The following is a 17,724-nucleotide window of genomic DNA, read 5'->3' as shown; positions in this document are numbered from 1 at the left end:
GCAAAACTGATTAACACAAAAAATAGAGCGAAGGAATTTAGTTTATCCTTCGCCACTCAAACATCTCACTGAGAAAAATTATTATGGGTGGCTGTTCTAAAAACTGTCCATGGTTAATTTAAAGTGAGTATCCATTTTTAACCCAGTCTCCACAAAATCTTGCTTTTCAATTGATTCTAAAATATCAAAATGAATATCAATAATTTTTTTATGTTCATCTTGATTGTTTTGGTTCAATAAACCGGCTGAAATAGAGCCTCCTAATGCGCCTCTTAATGCTTTTAACATCAATGCATACAGAGGATTTTGCGACATTTCAGCTAATGTTAAGTGAAAATCAATATCGCTCTCGATGAATAAATCCCAGTCATTAGAAATTAGAAGGGATTTCTGCATTTTATCTGCAATTTGTCTTAACTTGATATAATCATTTTTATTTCCATGCATAGCTGCCAATACTGCAGAATCAACTTCAATCGCACGTCGAAGGCCTAAAATTTGCTGGTAATTAACTTGTTGAGTCACAATAGCATGATTAAAAATAGTTTCTAATGGATTTGAGTTAAGCCTTTGTATTTTCGGTTTTTTACCGCTACTGATATCTAAAATACCTAATATAGAAAGACTCTGAAAAGCCTCGCGAACCACGCCCCTGCTAACCCCTAAACGTTCAATAATCTCTTTTTCACTCGGTATTTCATCACCTGGATTTAGATTTGATTGAGAAATTAAAGATAGAACATAGCTTCTAACTTGTTCTGAAAGTGTTTGTTTTTCAATTAAAGGATGCAATCTAACCCCCAAAATTAGCAATATCCATTTGATTTAAAATCAAAAAAATAATCTTCCTGTGATTGAAGCAATAATAAAACTAGAGTCATATCACAATTCCTATATTAACCCTCTTTTAATATTAAGGCTAGACTGTTAACCTGTATGACAGGTTGACAGCCCAACAGGAAGATTAGGATCGTGAATATAGGAATATAAGATGAATAAAGATAATGATTTGTTTAATAAGATTAAGAAAGAATTACCCGTAGCTCTTTTAGGCGATATCCTAGATGAAATTGGATTACACCATCAGTTTTTGCCTCCTATCCTCAAACCGTTGACTGAGGATATGAAGATTGTAGGTCGAGCAATGCCTGTACTAGAAGCGGACTATATGTTGCCACCTGATGTTACATCTAATGGACCATTAGGAAATCAAGATTTCGGAATTATGTTTGAAGCATTAGATAATTTAAAAGAAGGTGAAGTTTATATCGCTTCAGGTTCCTCGCATAACTACGCCCTGTGGGGTGGATTAATGACGACAAGAGCTAAAAAACTTAACGCTGCGGGCGCTATTATTTACGGCTATTCGAGAGATAAAAGAGAAATACTAGAACTTGATTTCCCTGTATTTTCATTAGGTAGCTATGCACAGGATCAAAAAATAAGAGGGAAAGTATTAGACTATCGAGTTCCAATCAAAATTAATAATATTTTAATTGAACCAGGTGATTTAATTGTTGCTGATGAAGAAGGCGTATTAATTATTCCTAAAAGTGTAGAGTCTTACGTTATTGAGAATGCATTTGAAAAACAAAAAATGGAGAATAAAGTACAAAAAGAAATAGCAAATGGAATGGGTGCTGTAGAAGCATATAATAAATTTGGTGTCATGTGATAAACATAAAAATAGATATGTCTTATTAAATTAAATAATAAACATATCATTATATCAAAGGTGATTTATGTTTAAAAAAATAAGATGGAATTTAGTTTTATTCATTTCTCTTGGAGGGATGATAAACTATATGGATCGCTCTGCATTTGCTATCGCAGCCCCTGTATTTTCTAAAGATTTAAACTTAACACCAAGTGAAATGGGCATACTTTTCAGTAGTTTTTCTATTGGGTATGCTTTATTTAATTTCATTGGTGGATATGCATCAGATAAATATGGTCCTAAAAAAGTTTTTGCCGTAAGTATGGCTCTTTGGTCTATCTTTTGCGGCATGATCGGGGTAACAATTGGTTTTATTTCTATGCTTATTATCCGTACTTTATTTGGTGCAGCTGAAGGCCCCTTTGCAGCAACACTCAATAAAATGGTTAATAACTGGTTCCCTAAAAAAGAAGTTGCCACTGCTATAGGTGTAGCAACTGCAGGTAACCCGATAGGCGGCGCTATTGCAGGCCCTATAATGGGAATATTAATAATTACAACTGGTTGGCGAGTTGCATTCTTTATACTGGCTGCAATAGGTTTTATATGGCTACTTGGATGGTTAAAAATTGCTAAAGACAAGCCAGAACAACATAAGAAAATATCTAAAGAGGAATTAGAATATATTTTATCTGACGATAATAATGTAGAATCAAAAAATACAAGTACGATTTCGAAACCATTATCTTTTTATATAAAGAGCCCGACTATATTAGCAACAACGCTTGCATTCTTTAGTCTAAATTACATTTTGTTTTTCTTTCTATCATGGTTTCCAAGTTACTTATCTAACGTTCAAAATCTCAGTATAAAAGACATGAGTATAGTGAGTATTATACCTTGGCTATTAGGTGCTATTGGAATGGCTTTAGGTGGGATACTTTGTGACTTTGTTTTAAAGAAAACAAATAGACCATTATTCTCTAGAAAAATTGTATTGGTTAGTTGTCTAGGAATATCTGCAATCCTTGTCTTTCTTGTCGGTAATGTAACTAGTGTTGAAAGTGCTGTAGCACTCATGGCATTCGGAATATTCTTCTTATATTTATCTGCTACAACCTATTGGGCAATCCTACAAGATACCGTTGCAAAAAATAATATTGGTGCAGTTGGTGGATTTGTGCACGCAATGGCAAATATCGCCGGTATTTTAGGTCCAATAATTACAGGTTATATCATTGAATGGTCTGGAATGTATAGCATCGCATTTTTTGTGGCAGGAGGAATAGGTATTGTTGGCGCAATCAGTGTCGCATTATATGTAAAACCACTAAATCTCACTAACTAAGAAACTTTCAAATTAAAAGGTTAATAATTATGAAACTAGGATTTGGTTTATATCGACATATGCTTAATGATGAACATTATGCTTTTGCAAAACAATGTGGAGCAACTCATATCGTTGTTCATATGGTCGACTACTTTAACAGTAATGAACGATTTTCACGCAGTGACCAGCCAATCGGTGATAATGATGGCTGGGGAACAGCTATTGGAGACGTCTGGACTGTAGATGAGTTAGTAAAAATCCGTGATCAGATGCAAAAGTTTGGCTTAACATTTTATGCAATTGAAAATTTTGACCCTTGCCATTGGGATGATATTTTGTTCGACGGCCCTAAAAAATTAGAACAGCTTGAAGTCGTCAAAAACATTATTAGAAATGTAGGGAAAGCAGGTATTCCTGTCTTTGGATATAATTTCAGTTTGGCAGGAGTCGCAGGACGAGTTATCGAAAATAAAGCACGAGGAGGAGCTCAAACTGTTGGTTTATCTGGCATCAACGAAGACATTCTAGAGCCAATGCCAGATAATATGGCATGGAATATGAAAATCAATAACCATAGTGATGGTTATCGCCCTGAAACAACAACAGAGCAACTCTGGGAAAGGTTAACTTGGTTCTTAAACCATATTATCCCTGTCGCTGAAGAAGCAGGCGTTCGCCTAGCTGCTCATCCAGATGATCCTCCACTAGAGTTTGTCAGAGGCCAGCCAAGGCTCGTCAATCAACCCCACTTATATCAAAAATTATTAGATATAAAACCAAGCAAATCAAATGCGCTAGAGTTTTGTCTTGGAACCATCGCTGAAATGTCTGAGGGTAACGTTTACGAAGCCGTGCAACACTATGCAAGTCAAGATGCGATGGCATACGTCCATTTTAGGAACGTCAAAGGTAAAGTGCCACACTATCATGAAACCTTCATTGATGAAGGCGATATTGATATGTTGAAGGTATTAACAATATTAAAAGAAAATAATTATACCGGTGTATTAATCCCTGACCATACGCCACAAATGTCATGTGGTGCCCCATGGCACGCAGGTATGGCCTATGCGATGGGATATATGCAAGCATTACTTAAAGTACTGAAATAATATATAAATAATACTCCATGCACTATTTTGATAAATGTGCATGGAGTACTTTATATGTACAATTTATTCCCTCGCCAACGCATCAATTGGGTTCAAGCGAGCCGCATTTCGAGCAGGTAAAAAACCAAAAATAATACCAATGGCCGTTGAACAAACAAAGGCACTGACTAACGCCACAGGATCAAAAGAAAATGTCCAACCCGGTAACGCCATTTGAGCCAATAAGCTAATCCCATACGATAGTCCAATCCCCATTAGCCCTCCCATCAAACATACCAGCACGGCTTCGATGAGAAATTGCTGCATCACATCGCTAGTTCTAGCACCTACTGCCATTCGAATACCAATTTCTCGCGTTCTTTCAGTAACGGAAACTAACATAATATTCATCACACCAATTCCTCCGACCACTAATGAAATAACGGCCACTAGTGTGAGAAATAACTGCATTGTTTGGGTTGTTTTCTCTGCCGTTTTAATAAAGGTATCGAGGTTATAGGTGAAAATATCTTGTTTACCGTGGCGTAATGTCAGTAAACGGATCAGTTGCTGCTCCGCAGTTTTAGCGTCATAACCGTCTTTAACCCGTACAGTAATACTGTCGTAATAGGGCCGATTAAGCACTTTACTATTTACCGTGGTATCTGGTAACCAAATGGATAATGACTTATTAGAGCCAAAAGCAGATTTTTTCTCTTCAAGCACACCGATAACCGTTGCAGGCATATTACCAATGAGCAAGGTTTCGCCAATAACATGTTCTTGTTTAGGGAAAAACCGGCGCTTGGTATTGGCATCAATCACCACCACTTGGGCTCGCCTGTCCGCCATATCTTGAGTAAACCCCATTCCTTCTGAAAACTTCGAGGCATAAACATTAAAATACTCACGCCCAACACCTAAAAGTTGAGCTGATGCATCTAAATTGCCTTTTCTTAACCGAGTTGAGCTATTCAATTCCCCAGAGACAGCGTGGACATAAGGCTGCTTAGCAATCGCGTCAATGTCCGAAGCTTTCAATGACTGCCTATTTTCCGCATCGTCACTACCGAAATCTTTCCCTGGATAGATAGAAATGGTATTGGTTCCGATCGATTTAATATCATTAAGGACCATACCTTGCGCCGCATCACCGATCACCATTATTGATACCACCGACGCAATACCAATGATAATCCCAAGCATCGTCAGTAATGTGCGCATTTTATTGACAACCATGGCACGCCAAGCCATTAACAAAGCTTCGCTAAACCGACCATACATTTGGTTTAATGTAAGTTTTCTTGCCGGAGCTTTTGGTAATGAATTTGTTCGTGTCGTGGCTTTGCTACCCGAGTCATTCAAGATCTCGCCATCTTTAATTTCTACGATACGTTCCGCTTGCTGAGCTATTTCAGGGTCATGCGTGACAATAATTACGGTATGTCCTTGGGCACAAAGGTCTTTTAAAATATTCATGACCTCTTCTCCCGAATGGCTATCCAGTGCTCCTGTTGGCTCATCCGCTAGAATTATCTGCCCACCATTCATTAGAGCCCGGGCAATACTCACGCGCTGTTGTTGCCCACCAGACAACTGGCTTGGGCGGTAATCAACCCGCTCTCCGAGCCCTAAACGCTGCAATAGTTGAGCAGCTCGCTCGCGACGTTGGTTTTTACCGGCCCCTGCATATACCGCAGGCACCTCAACATTTTGTTCCGCACTTAAATGGTTTAATAAATGGTAACGTTGAAAAATAAAACCAAAATGTTCACGGCGCAGTTCTGCCAATTGGTCGTTATCTAACGTTGCGACGCTTTGGCCATCAATACAATAATTCCCTTCTGTTGGTTTATCTAAGCACCCAATAATATTCATGAGTGTAGATTTCCCTGACCCCGAAGCGCCAATAATCGCCACCATCTCACCTGCATTAATTTGCAGTGAAACGTTTTTTAAGACCGTAACTTGGTTTTCACCTTCCCCATAGCGGCGAGTGATCCCTTGAAGATCAATTAACGCAGACATAGTTAGTATTCCGTCTCGCTGTGCCCAATGACCACTTTGTCACCTTCATTTAGGCCCTTGATAATTTCCACATACACATCGTTTCGGCCACCAATTTCAACTTGTTTTTTCTCGACTTTATTGCCTTGAAGGATATCCACTTCATAGGTTTGTGGTGAGATCTCATTGCCTAATGCAGATAGCGGTAGTAACAGCACATTTTTACGTGACTCTAATTCAATAGTGACCTGAGCCGTCATTTGTAATTTCAATAAATGTTGCGGGTTGGGTACCTCAAAACGCGCATAATAAAAAATGGCATCATTGATTTTTTCAGGTGTCGGTAAAATATCTTTTAATTGCCCCGCAAATTTTTTATCTGGAGCCCCTAAAACAGTAAAAGAGGCATCTTGACCCGGTTGTAAATAAATCACATCGGCTTCAGAAACTTCGGCTTTGACTAGCATCGTGTCCAAATCCGCAAGCGTTAAAATCGTTGGTGCTTCCTGAGCCGCAATAACCGTCTGCCCCTGTAATGTTTTAATAAAGGTGACGATGCCATCCATTGGAGCCGTAATTTGCGTATATTTTAGATTTGTTTTTGCCGAATCAAGGGTGGCTTGGTTACGCTTAATTTGAGCTTGATAAGTGGCGACTTGCGCTTTTTTTACTTCCACATCTGTTCTAGCTTTATCAAGTTCTTGTTGAGAAACTGCTTGCTGTTTCGCTAGGCTTAAATGACGTTGATAAGTCACTTGAGCAAGGCGAAGCTCCGCTTGAGCTAATGATAAATTGGCTTCGAGTTCACGTGTTGTTGCTTCTGACTCAATAACATCATTTTGGGCTTTTTTGGGGTCAATAACCGCTAATAAGTCGCCTTTTTTAACATAATCGCCCTCTTTAACATACAGTGTTTGTAACTGCCCACTCACCTGAGCCCCAACATCGACTTTACGTACAGCATCGAGTTTTCCCGTTGCCAGTACTTGTTTATCTAAATCGCCTCGTATGACATCTACGGTTTGGAAAACCGCTTCTTTTTCACGATTTAAAAGAAACCCTGCGGTGACTAGGGCAAAAATAATGATTACCAAGTAAACCGGCCACTTTTTTTTAGGCTTTGCCTTCATGTTTTCTTGCTTCCTATGAACAAAAAGAGGGCGTTGCCCTCTAAAATTGCTGACAACTTGTTAAAGGAGGTGGATCCCCAATTTATTGCCAGCTAAAAAACAATTATCAAATTATATATCACTTAAGTTATCAATTGATTCAACATGAGATAGCCATTCTTCAATACTCAATCAACAACGAGTAAAATTTATCAATATCTCTATTAGTTTGCTTTACCTCTTGCCAACCATGCCACACGAGAAAACATAATTTTCAATTGCAGCGGGATACTATCTGGCCCTAATTCTGCGGCTCTATTAACAGTGGCTAGCGCTAAATCCGGTTTCGATGTACGAGAAATTGCCTTGATAATCACCCGCCTAGTTGAAACCTTTGCATTATCTGGAATATCAGCAATTTCATGATAAAGGCTTCTAAACCCTTCACGATATAGGAAATGTTCCATATCTGGTGCTGGCAGCATCGTTAGCCTATCCCTATTTGAGGAATCAATTTTGTTAGCATAATGCGTCGCAGTTGCCGCATATTTACGCCCAGCCTCATCACCATCGGTTAAAACATGCCATTCAATTCCCATCTTATTGGCAAACTTCAGCAAAGGCTTCAAGCCACTTTGCGCAAATGCAATAACTTTTATTCCTTCACTTTCAAAGTAATAGTTACACTGACGTGAGAACTCATTCATCAACCAAATTTCCGTTTCCCCTTCAACTAATAACCAACAACGAGCAAATAAGGCTGATGGGCGATTAAAGCGAATATGGAAAGAAATTTTACGTAACTCTTCAGCACTTAAATCATTTTCATTCAAACGATAAGCTGAAACTTTATTGGTATTGCGAACCAGACGACACAAGTCTTCCAGAGGTGCTAATGAAAGCAGCTCTCCTGAGTTCGTTGTGGTAATCCGCTGCAGAGAAAATAAACTAAATAAGCCCCATGCGATGGAGAGCATAATCGGATGCAAACGCGTTTCTGGATCTTCAACAATAATCAATGGCCGAGCATGCTTATCTAAGTGAATATTACCTTTTGATTGTAATAACGAAGAAAACATTCCTAGAATAATTAATCGAATATTGCGTTGGTTTGGTTTAGCAATTAAGCGACTAATATTATCAAGCGCTTTCCAGCCGCGCTTACGTGGCTCTATTTTAACAATTGAATTATCTGAACGAATAATATGGGAACTTTGCCCTGAAAAGTAATGGCTAAGCAATTGTTGCATCGCATCAATTCCATCACCAAGGTCTTCATCACTTAAGCGTTCAGGGTTGTTGACCAATGCACTGGTTAGTTCCTTAATACGGGCATTAAATAAGTCACGTACCTCTTTTTGCCCTGAAACAATCGTTTCCGGGTTAAGCGAGTGTAAGAATCGAGCATCTCGTAGGCGAATAACCGGATATAACCGAATAATTTCTTTGATATATTTACCTACATTATCCAAAGAAAGCTTATTGCCGCCTGCGTTTAAAAAGTTTTTATCGACGGCGATTGTGCCATCATCTTTAAGCTCTGCACTAACACGATAGAAAATATGTTTAAGCCCATCTCCGTTATCGACCCAAACAGAGCTAAGATTATGAAAACGATATGATTGATGACGCCCTTTTCGACGCTCACCAAATTTTAGAACGATCTGTAATGAGCGGTAACGCGATTCATCATTCCCTGCTGGGTGGTGAAAATCATGAAGACTGAATTGGTAATTTGTATGTTCAGGGGAAAGAAGAAGATCAAGTGCGTCAAGTAAACTCGATTTCCCCCAGGAATTCTCACCGACTAAAACCGTACTATTATTTAGTTCTAAAGAAAGCCGGTTAATCCCTCTAAATCCGTATATTTCCACACGTTCCAGGTACATATTACTCTCTCCTTGAAGTATTTATATTCCCCCTTCAATTTCATCAGTTACCATTACGTACTGAATGATTATGCCAAGTGAAAATATAAAAGAATAATAACCAAAGCTTACCGATTAACCACATTCATTACTATCACAATATATGCTAAATAAAAATTATTCATAACAAAATAGAGAACTATATTGAGCATCCAATGGCAGTGTTATAAAATAGGAAAACTTTCATTTTTAGTGTTTTTGACCTATTTTTCATTGAGACGCCAATAAAAAAATTTTATCACAAAAAATTCTTTTCTTACTCGGCGCTATATCAGGTTTATGCTTCGATAACCTAAATAAAAAAGATAAGCATAACTCTTTGTTTATAGTTACCTAGTCTATGGGTTAACCTTTAAGGATCCGGCCATGTATTCAGGACTTTTGATTATACTGCTACCATTAACACTTGGTTACCTTATTACTATTAGAAATAAACAAATTCTCCATCGAGTACACCAATCACTTAACTCGATGGTATATGTTATTTTATTTCTAATGGGAATAACTCTCGCACTGCTTGAAAACTTAAGTATTCACTTAATTTCTATTTTAATTTATGCCATTACCTTTTTTGGCTGTATATTTTCATTAAATGTTATCTCTTTGTTATTACTTGATAAATTGGACCCTTGGAAAATCCCACAACACAAACAAGAAAAGCCGCCATCTAGGATCAAAATGGTTTTAGAGTCTCTGCAACTTTGTGGGGTGTTACTGTTGGGTTTTGTCGTCGGGTTAACGGGTTTTAATTTCTTACACTATGCCGATAAAGGCAGTCAGGTTGCATTAATGCTGCTGTTGCTACTTGTTGGCATTCAATTACGCAATAGTGGAATGAGTATTAAACAGATCTTAATCAATCGACGTGGAACAACCATTGCATTTGTCATGGGGGTCAGTGCGCTCGCGGGCGGTGCGTTAGCCGCGTTATTACTCGGTCTCCCAGTTAAAATGGGGTTAGCAGTCGCCTCAGGCTTTGGCTGGTACTCATTAACAGGAATTGTCATCACCGATGCTTATGGCCCAGTCATGGGGAGCGCCGCTTTTTTCAATGACTTAGCAAGGGAACTTGCTGCAATCATGCTCATTCCAATTATTATTAATCGTTACCGTTCAACCGCTCTTGGCATTTGTGGTTCAACGTCAATGGATTTTACACTGCCTGTTTTACAACGCAGCGGTGGGGTTTCAATTGTCCCTGCGGCCATTGTTCATGGCTTCGTACTTAGTCTTATTACGCCAATTCTCATGGCCTTCTTTACATAGGTAAAATTTCAGTCACAATAGCCGTTAATTTGCGTGAAACAGGAAATTAACATGACAGATAAACAACGTGTTTTAGTGTTGGGCGCTAGTGGTTATATTGGTCAAAATCTGATCCCTAAACTTATTGAGCAAGGATATGACGTAACAGCAGGCGCACGCCGTGTTGATTGGATGTTATCCCAAGGCTGGCAAGATACCCAATGCATTTATGTGGATCTCCATGACCCTGAAACATTAAAAGATGTCATGCAAGACATTGATATTGTTTATTTCCTCGTTCATAGCATGGCCGACCAAGCCAATTTGGTCGAGCGTGAACGCACCGCCGCTCGTAACGTGCAACAAGTCCTTGAAGGTTCAAGCGTTAAACATGTTATTTATCTTAGTGCATTACAACATGGGCATACCTATTCACCACATCTAATTGCACGACGTTTAACTGGCGATATTTTACGTGAAAGCCAAATCCCAGTTACCGAAATTCGTTCATCTATTATCGTTGGCTCTGGTTCTGCCGCATTCGAAATTATGCGCGATATGGTCTACAACTTAGCCATTTTAACCCCGCCACGTTGGGTTCGTTCTAAATCATCCCCCATCGCCCTGTCGAATATTTTATATTATTTAACGCAATTGGCGAAAATACCAACAACCGAGAACCGAATTTTCGATGCGGGTGGCCCTGAGTTTATTAGCTATCAAGAGCTATTTAAGCGCTTTATTAAGGTCAGTGGTAAACGTCGTTTACTTATTCCTATCCCGATCCCGATTAGTATGATCTCGGTGCATTTCATCAGCTTGATCACCTCCGTCCCCCCATCAATTGCTAAGGAGCTAATCCAAGGCTTGCAGCACGACCTTCCGGCAGATGATAAAGCGTTACGAGAGCTGATCCCACAAACCTTAGTCTCTTTTGATGATGCCGTTAGAACGACTTTAGCAGAAGAAGCCGATGCCGTTGATAACGCAGATTGGGGGTATGACCCAGAAGTCAGAAAACGCTGGCGCCCCGGTTATGGCTATTACCCAAAACAAGCGGGAGCAACCCTTGGAACAACAGCCAGTTCAGAATCGCTCTGGTATACGGTGCAACAAATCGGTGGAAAAAACGGCTATTTCTATGCCAATGGTCTGTGGAAAACCCGTGCCATCATGGATGACATGATGCTGAATAAAGTGAAGTACGGCCGCCCCGACCGTGAAGAGCTCCAACTCGGTGATGAAATTGATGGCTGGCGCGTGATTAATCTTGAACCAAATAAACAACTTAGCTTGTTATTTGGTATGAAAGCCCCAGGGCTTGGCCGCTTAACTTTTACTATTCATGATAGCGGGAACCGCCGTTCAATCGATGTTCGGGCATGGTGGCATCCAGCTGGCTTTTGCGGCCTACTCTATTGGTTTGCCATGATGCCTGCCCATTTATTTATTTTTAAAGGCATGGCAAAACGCATCAGTGAACTGGCTTTTGAACGAGATAAACAACTCGCTAAAGAACAGCAAGCAGAGCAACTGACCGTTAAATCAGACTAATTTTAGCGTAAAAACCAAATTTTTATGCAGAAATTATTGCATAAATATGCTCATAGGATTAATATCGCAGGTAGTGAAAAAAGATATTATTGGTACACATGAGCATTCAATTAAAAAACATCAACTGTTTCTATGGTTCCCATCAGGCACTCTTTGATATCAATCTAGAGTGTTCTGCTGGTGAGACTATGGTATTACTCGGGCCAAGCGGAGCAGGTAAAAGCTCGTTGTTACGTGTCCTCAATTTATTAGAAATGCCACGTTCAGGCCACTTAAACATTGTGGGTCAGCAATTTGACTTTTCTTCCGCTCCAGATGCGAAAGCGATCCGTGAGCTGCGTCAAAATGTGGGGATGGTATTTCAACAATATAATCTATGGCCTCATTTGAGTGTCATGGACAACTTAATTGAAGCACCTTGTCGCGTGTTAAAATTGTCAAAACAAGAAGCGCAAGCAAAAGCCTCTAAACTATTAGAACGCTTACGGTTGTCGCAATTTGCTAACCGCTACCCATTACACTTATCAGGTGGGCAGCAACAGCGTGTTGCGATTGCAAGAGCGCTAATGATGGAACCAAAAGTTTTATTATTTGATGAACCAACCGCTGCACTTGACCCAGAAATCACCGCTCAAGTTGTTGATATCATACGTGAACTATCTGCAACTGGGATTACACAAGTCATCGTTACTCACGAAGTGGAAATTGCGCGAAAAACCGCTAGCCGTGTCGTGTATATGGAAAACGGCCATATAGTAGAACAAGGGGATGCAAGCCATTTCACTGCACCTCAAACAGAAGCATTTGCAAATTATCTGTCACACTAATAGATATAGGATTAAGCAATGAAAAAAATTATATTAGCTGCACTGCTGGGCGCTGTAACCCTATCTGCAACTGCTGCGGAAAAAGAAACTATTCGTTTTGCAACAGAAGCGACTTACGCACCTTTTGAAATGTTCGATAAGAATAACCAAATCGTTGGCTTTGACGTTGATTTAGCCAATGCAATGTGTGAAAAAATGAATGCAACCTGTACATTTACTCACCAATCTTTTGACAGCTTAATTCCTAGCTTAAAATTCCGTCGCTTTGAAGCATTAATGGCAGGTATCGATATTACCCCTGAGCGCCAACAGCAAGTAGATTTCACTGAGACTTACTACCCTAACTCAGCGGAATTTATTGCCGTTAAAGAAAAAATCAGCTCAATAGACCAATTAAAAGATAAAAAAATTGGCGTACAAAACGGAACCACTCACCAAAAATACATCATGGAACAACATAAAGGGATGACAACCGTTCCTTATGATAACTACCAATCTGCTATTTTAGACTTACAAAATGGCCGTATCGATGCCGTTTTCGGTGATACCGCAGTCGCTGACGAGTGGTTAAAAGGGAAAGGTAATGAAAACTTAGGTGCAGTTGGCGAGAAAGTCACTGATCCACAATACTTCGGTATTGGTTTAGGTATTGCCGTTCGTAAGGGAAATAAAGAGCTGCTGGATAAAATGAATAAAGCCTTAGCAGAAGTTAAAGCAGACGGCACTTATGATGCTATCCACAAAAAATGGTTTCAACAGTAATCGATATAATTAATGAGCAACTTTCTATTTTTAACAAGTGCCGCCGGTATCACCGTCGGCCTTGCTGTTTCTGCGCTGATTTTGGGTTTGGTTCTGGCCATGCTGTTTACTGCATGGGAGTCTGTCCGCTTTAAACCAATTGCCTTTTTAGGGACCTGCTGGGTCACTTTGATCCGCGGTTTACCTGAATTGTTAGTGGTTTTATTTGTCTACTTCGGTACATTGCAATTCATCAATCTACTCGGTGATGGTTTTGAACTGAACCTCGGTTTTTGGCAAACCACCATCCAAATCGACCCAAGTATTTTCTTTGCTAATAGCGGCGAATTTGACTATACCCCATTTGTTTGTGGCGTTATTGCGCTAGCCTTATTATATGCATCCTATGCATCTCAAACGCTTAGGGGCGCATTGAAAGCCGTCCCTTATGGTCAGTGGGAAGCAGGTTTTGCATTAGGTTTAACAAAGCGCACGATCTTCTTTCGGTTTATCATGCCACAGATGTGGCGCCATGCCCTTCCAGGACTAGGTAACCAATGGCTGGTATTATTGAAAGACACCGCATTAGTTTCACTCATCAGCGTCAATGATTTGATGTTACAAACTAAAACCATCGTTAACCGTACTCAGGAACCGTTTACTTGGTATGCCATTGTCGGTTTGATTTACCTTGCAATTACGTTAGTCAGCCAGCTAGTCCTAAAGCGTATTGAGCTACGTACCACCCGCTTTGAGCGAGGTGAATCGAAATGATAGATTTAATATTAAAAATATTACCGGGACTTCCAACCAGTTTGTCTCTGACGTTTAGCGCACTCATTGTGGCTTTTCTGTTAGCCATATTATTCACCTTAATTTTGTCGCTAAAAACGCCAGTGATCTCTCAAGCAGTGAAGGTCTACATTACACTGTTTACTGGTACGCCGTTATTGGTACAATTTTTCTTAATTTATAACGGCCCAAGCCAATTTAAATCTTTGCAAGATTATCCTATGCTGTGGGAGGTTATTTCCACACCCTGGGTCTGTGCAATGGTAGCCTTAGCTTTAAATAGTGCAGCTTATTCCACTTTATTATTCCACGGCGCAGTTAAAGCCATTCCATCAGGTCAATGGCAGTCTTGCCAAGCCCTTGGGATGAGTAAAATGCAAACCATGCGAATTATTTTGCCTTATGCCTTCAAACGCTCGTTATCGTCCTATTCCAACGAAGTGGTATTAATTTTCAAAAGTACCTCACTGGCCAGTACCATTACCATGCTAGATGTCATGGGATACAGCCAGCTTATCTTTGGTCAAACATGGGATGTCATGGCATTTGTTGCTGCGGGGATTATTTATTTAGTGGTCAATGCAATTTTAACAGTGCTAATGCGTTTAATTGAACGCAAAGCGTTGGAATTTGAGCACAGAGGCTAACTTTATCTCAACTTAGATGGCTTAAAAAATAGAAAGCTTGGTATTAATACCAAGCTTTTTTATACAATTGACTAATTAGTTACCCGTTGTAATAAGGTCAATACCTCATAATGAGACGTATGAGGGAACAAATCAAACAACTGCACCTTACATACGTGATACCCCGTTAACAACTGTAAATCTTGCGCCATGGTTTGCGCGTTACAGCTAGAATACAGGATATATTCAGGCTGCATATGAGTAAGGTAATCGCATAATTCTTTACCAATCCCTCGACGTGGTGGATTGACTAAAATAAGCTGCGGGATATCTTGATTCGCTGTAGCAAAACGCGTTGAATCGAGGGCTTTAAACTCAACATGCTTTAATCCAAGTTCATTCGCTGATTGCTGTGCGCTCGCAATCGCTGGCGCACTGATTTCTATCCCTGTTAAGTGAGTGTCTTTTTCAGCACAATGCAGCCCAAAGCCGCCCACGCCACAAAACAGATCCCACAAGCTATCGATATCTAACGCTTTAACCCATTCCCTCGCGGTTTGGTATAATTTTGCAGCCACTATAGGATTCGTTTGGAAAAAACCTTGTGGCCGAATAAATAAAGGGACTTGATTAAACTCTTCACGAAGTGTGCGCTGCTCCGTTAAGAAAATCTCATCCTCACCTTCAAGTATTGCCATATGCACTGGCTGAATATTGGCAGTAATCACCTCAAGCTGTGGCAACTGTGCTTGTAGCCACGGGAGCGCATTTCTTAATTGCTCAATTTTTTTCTCTGAGCGCAAAACAAACCGTAGCATGAATTTTCCAGAGTGATGACTTTGGGTTAATAATAGGTATTTTAATTCACCGCGTTTGCGCTCAATGTTATAAGGCGTCAGGCCAGCCCTAGCGATAAAAGGAATTAAAGATGCGAATACGTCAGAAAACTCAGCTGGGTATAAAGGACAGTCAGTCAGGTCAACGCCCTGTCCATCATGGCCGATAATACCTAAAACAGGTTTTTCAACACTACCACTAACCACCATTTTGGCCTTATTGCGAAAAGCCATCAGTGGCCCTGTGGCTGGAGGCTGAAATAGAGAGATATCAATAGCTGGCAAAAGAGCCTGTAGTTGGCTCTGTTTTTCAATAACTTGCTGTTCAGGCGTTAATGTCAACCATTGGCATGAATGGCACTGCCCTGCGGCATATTTTTCACAGTGCATAACAGAGACTTAGTGGATAATTATCGAAGGTTTGTCGTCAAGGGAATGCTCAGAGTCTTCATCAACATTGTCATCATCTTCGCTGAAATCATCCTGACTCGCATACAGCAAATTATTGCTAAAGATTTCAAATACAATGGCTGAAATTTGGTCTTCTGCTTGCTGTAAAAAATGGCCGAATTGACGATACGTCATCCCTGCTTCTAATGAAAATGATTGGCTAACAATCAATTTAGGCAAGTTTTCATTGTTTATTTCAAGGAAAACTTTCGCTGTTAATGAGCTGGCATTGATTTGGCTGATATTCGCCACTAACGTCACAATCGCTGTCGGTTTAAGCTCAGCTAATGCAGATAACACCAAAACATTATTTAAAATATCGAGCTTCGCATCAAAAATACCGTCGATATTTTGCATATGGGGTAAATGTAATGCAGAGCAGGAATCACACTCGAAATAAGAGGTTTTGAGTTGGTCTAGCCATTCACGTAGCTTAGTGATGTCAGGGTAACAAATAGAATCCATGGGCAATAACCTTCTTCAACTCAAAATAGTCGTGCAATATCGATTTGTTAGGGTTTTGGCACATTTCCCCCTAACGAAAAAAACGAATAATTCTCACATATTGTAGAGCGAAACACCAGTAAAACTGCGCTTAATCTACTTATTCATCAGGTTTATTCAGGTTTATTATCTACAGAGTCTGACTTTTTAGATGCGCTCTTTTCTGGCTGTTTATGATCAATACCCAAAAAACTCAGACCATGAATTGCTCGCCAGACAATGTTGATCATTGCAGGCACCAAACAACCAATACCGACCATAATCATGCTCACGATCACCCCTGACTGCATTAAAGGCTCTGGCAGTGTGATGTAGTCATTTAGTGCTAACAAAACAATAATAAGCAGAATGATCCCCACACCTTCTAACACGATAATGGGCTTTGGCATATCAGCCAATGAACGCATTGTCCCTTTAGATTGAGGTTTATGACTCATTCTTTTTCTCCTCTCATTATTGTGTCTCTTTCTCAAACTGTGAATTATATGCCATACCTATAGGTATAACAGGAAAATTCGACTTTTATTTCATAAGTTATATAGGCATAGTATTGAGCATTGCAATTAGAATCTGAGCTCAAGATAAAAAGGAGATACTATGTATACTGTTATTTTTGGTCGTCCTGGCTGCCCATACTGTGTTCGTGCAAAAGAACTCGCTGAAAAACTGAAAAATGAGCGTGAAGATTTTGACTACCGCTATGTTGATATTCAAGCTGAAGGTATTTCTAAAGAAGATTTATCTAAAACTGTCGGTAAACCTGTTGAAACCGTTCCACAAATATTCATTGATGAGCAACACATCGGTGGGTGCACAGATTTCGAAGCTTACGCTAAAGAAAACTTGAATCTATACAAGTAATTAGTCACATCCGTTTTTCATCCCAACAAGCAAAGTTGTTCACTTATTTATAGGTGTTAACACTTTGCTTGTTCTTTTTGTGCTATTTAAGCCAAATTTAATAAAAATATTGCACTTTTTTTCATCTAAGTGAGAACTTTCTTTTTTAGACGGGGTCTTAATTAGT

The 17,724-nt window shown here is 39.6% G+C and carries 17 protein-coding genes; 10 read left to right on the top strand and 7 right to left on the bottom strand.

Annotated features, from left to right (window positions below; translation table 11 throughout):
- Window positions 1-96 precede the first annotated feature (96 nt).
- Window positions 97-792: a FadR/GntR family transcriptional regulator gene (locus PR800_RS00600; RefSeq protein ID WP_166266506.1), complete on the bottom strand. Its 696-nt coding sequence runs from the start codon at window positions 790-792 to the stop codon at window positions 97-99.
- Between the two features lie 199 nt (window positions 793-991).
- Between PR800_RS00600 and PR800_RS00595 the strand changes: the two genes are divergently transcribed.
- From PR800_RS00595 to PR800_RS00585, 3 genes are all read left to right on the top strand, one after another.
- Window positions 992-1,675: an RraA family protein gene (locus PR800_RS00595; RefSeq protein WP_239979190.1), complete on the top strand. Its 684-nt coding sequence runs from the start codon at window positions 992-994 to the stop codon at window positions 1,673-1,675.
- 67 nt (window positions 1,676-1,742) lie between these two features.
- On the top strand, window positions 1,743-3,005 hold the full coding sequence (locus PR800_RS00590; RefSeq protein WP_166266502.1) for an MFS transporter: 1,263 nt from the start codon (window positions 1,743-1,745) through the stop codon (window positions 3,003-3,005).
- Between the two features lie 29 nt (window positions 3,006-3,034).
- The gene (locus PR800_RS00585; RefSeq protein ID WP_195698390.1) at window positions 3,035-4,099 is read left to right on the top strand and encodes a mannonate dehydratase; all 1,065 of its coding nucleotides are present in this window, start codon (window positions 3,035-3,037) and stop codon (window positions 4,097-4,099) included.
- 63 nt (window positions 4,100-4,162) lie between these two features.
- On the opposite strand, the gene macB is transcribed toward PR800_RS00585, so the two are convergent.
- From macB to PR800_RS00570, 3 genes are all read right to left on the bottom strand, one after another.
- Entirely contained in the window at window positions 4,163-6,106 is a 1,944-nt protein-coding gene (gene macB / locus PR800_RS00580; RefSeq protein WP_272529941.1) for a macrolide ABC transporter ATP-binding protein/permease MacB, read from the bottom strand.
- Window positions 6,107-6,108: 2 nt separating this feature from the next.
- A complete protein-coding gene (gene macA / locus PR800_RS00575) occupies window positions 6,109-7,215 on the bottom strand; it encodes a macrolide transporter subunit MacA (RefSeq protein ID WP_272529940.1) in 1,107 nt (368 codons plus the stop codon).
- Between the two features lie 203 nt (window positions 7,216-7,418).
- A complete protein-coding gene (locus PR800_RS00570; RefSeq protein ID WP_166266494.1) occupies window positions 7,419-9,083 on the bottom strand; it encodes an ATP-dependent nuclease in 1,665 nt (554 codons plus the stop codon).
- Window positions 9,084-9,488: 405 nt separating this feature from the next.
- Between PR800_RS00570 and PR800_RS00565 the strand changes: the two genes are divergently transcribed.
- The 6 genes from PR800_RS00565 to artM all read left to right on the top strand — a co-directional run bounded on the left by PR800_RS00565 (window position 9,489) and on the right by artM (window position 14,928).
- Complete coding sequence (locus PR800_RS00565) at window positions 9,489-10,388, top strand: lysine exporter LysO family protein (protein ID WP_102138438.1); 900 nt, start codon at window positions 9,489-9,491, stop codon at window positions 10,386-10,388.
- A gap of 51 nt (window positions 10,389-10,439) precedes the next feature.
- The gene (locus tag PR800_RS00560; protein ID WP_102138437.1) at window positions 10,440-11,921 is read left to right on the top strand and encodes a DUF2867 domain-containing protein; all 1,482 of its coding nucleotides are present in this window, start codon (window positions 10,440-10,442) and stop codon (window positions 11,919-11,921) included.
- Between the two features lie 98 nt (window positions 11,922-12,019).
- The gene (gene artP, locus PR800_RS00555) at window positions 12,020-12,748 is read left to right on the top strand and encodes an arginine ABC transporter ATP-binding protein ArtP (protein WP_102138436.1); all 729 of its coding nucleotides are present in this window, start codon (window positions 12,020-12,022) and stop codon (window positions 12,746-12,748) included.
- Window positions 12,749-12,766: 18 nt separating this feature from the next.
- A complete protein-coding gene (artJ, locus tag PR800_RS00550; protein ID WP_102138435.1) occupies window positions 12,767-13,510 on the top strand; it encodes an arginine ABC transporter substrate-binding protein in 744 nt (247 codons plus the stop codon).
- A 12-nt stretch (window positions 13,511-13,522) separates the two neighbouring features.
- Complete coding sequence (gene artQ / locus PR800_RS00545; protein WP_102138434.1) at window positions 13,523-14,263, top strand: arginine ABC transporter permease ArtQ; 741 nt, start codon at window positions 13,523-13,525, stop codon at window positions 14,261-14,263.
- The gene (artM, locus tag PR800_RS00540; protein WP_210843622.1) at window positions 14,260-14,928 is read left to right on the top strand and encodes an arginine ABC transporter permease ArtM; all 669 of its coding nucleotides are present in this window, start codon (window positions 14,260-14,262) and stop codon (window positions 14,926-14,928) included. The genes artQ and artM overlap by 4 nt, the downstream gene beginning before the upstream one ends.
- 71 nt (window positions 14,929-14,999) lie before the next feature.
- On the opposite strand, the gene rlmC is transcribed toward artM, so the two are convergent.
- The 3 genes from rlmC to PR800_RS00525 all read right to left on the bottom strand — a co-directional run bounded on the left by rlmC (window position 15,000) and on the right by PR800_RS00525 (window position 17,134).
- Complete coding sequence (gene rlmC / locus PR800_RS00535; protein ID WP_272529938.1) at window positions 15,000-16,133, bottom strand: 23S rRNA (uracil(747)-C(5))-methyltransferase RlmC; 1,134 nt, start codon at window positions 16,131-16,133, stop codon at window positions 15,000-15,002.
- A 9-nt stretch (window positions 16,134-16,142) separates the two neighbouring features.
- Window positions 16,143-16,658 (bottom strand): YbjN domain-containing protein, encoded by a 516-nt coding sequence (locus tag PR800_RS00530; protein WP_102138430.1) that lies wholly within the window; start codon window positions 16,656-16,658, stop codon window positions 16,143-16,145.
- A gap of 152 nt (window positions 16,659-16,810) precedes the next feature.
- Complete coding sequence (locus tag PR800_RS00525; protein WP_272529937.1) at window positions 16,811-17,134, bottom strand: YbjC family protein; 324 nt, start codon at window positions 17,132-17,134, stop codon at window positions 16,811-16,813.
- A 160-nt stretch (window positions 17,135-17,294) separates the two neighbouring features.
- On the opposite strand from PR800_RS00525, the gene PR800_RS00520 reads away from it, so the two are divergent.
- A complete protein-coding gene (locus PR800_RS00520) occupies window positions 17,295-17,558 on the top strand; it encodes a GrxA family glutaredoxin (protein ID WP_004256424.1) in 264 nt (87 codons plus the stop codon).
- Window positions 17,559-17,724 lie beyond the last annotated feature (166 nt).

This window comes from Providencia sp. PROV205, from assembly GCF_028479505.1.
GTDB classification, from domain to species: Bacteria; Pseudomonadota; Gammaproteobacteria; order Enterobacterales; family Enterobacteriaceae; genus Providencia; species Providencia huaxiensis.
The sequence above is the reverse complement of the archived record's forward strand: the minus strand, read 5'-3'. Positions and strand labels throughout refer to the sequence as shown.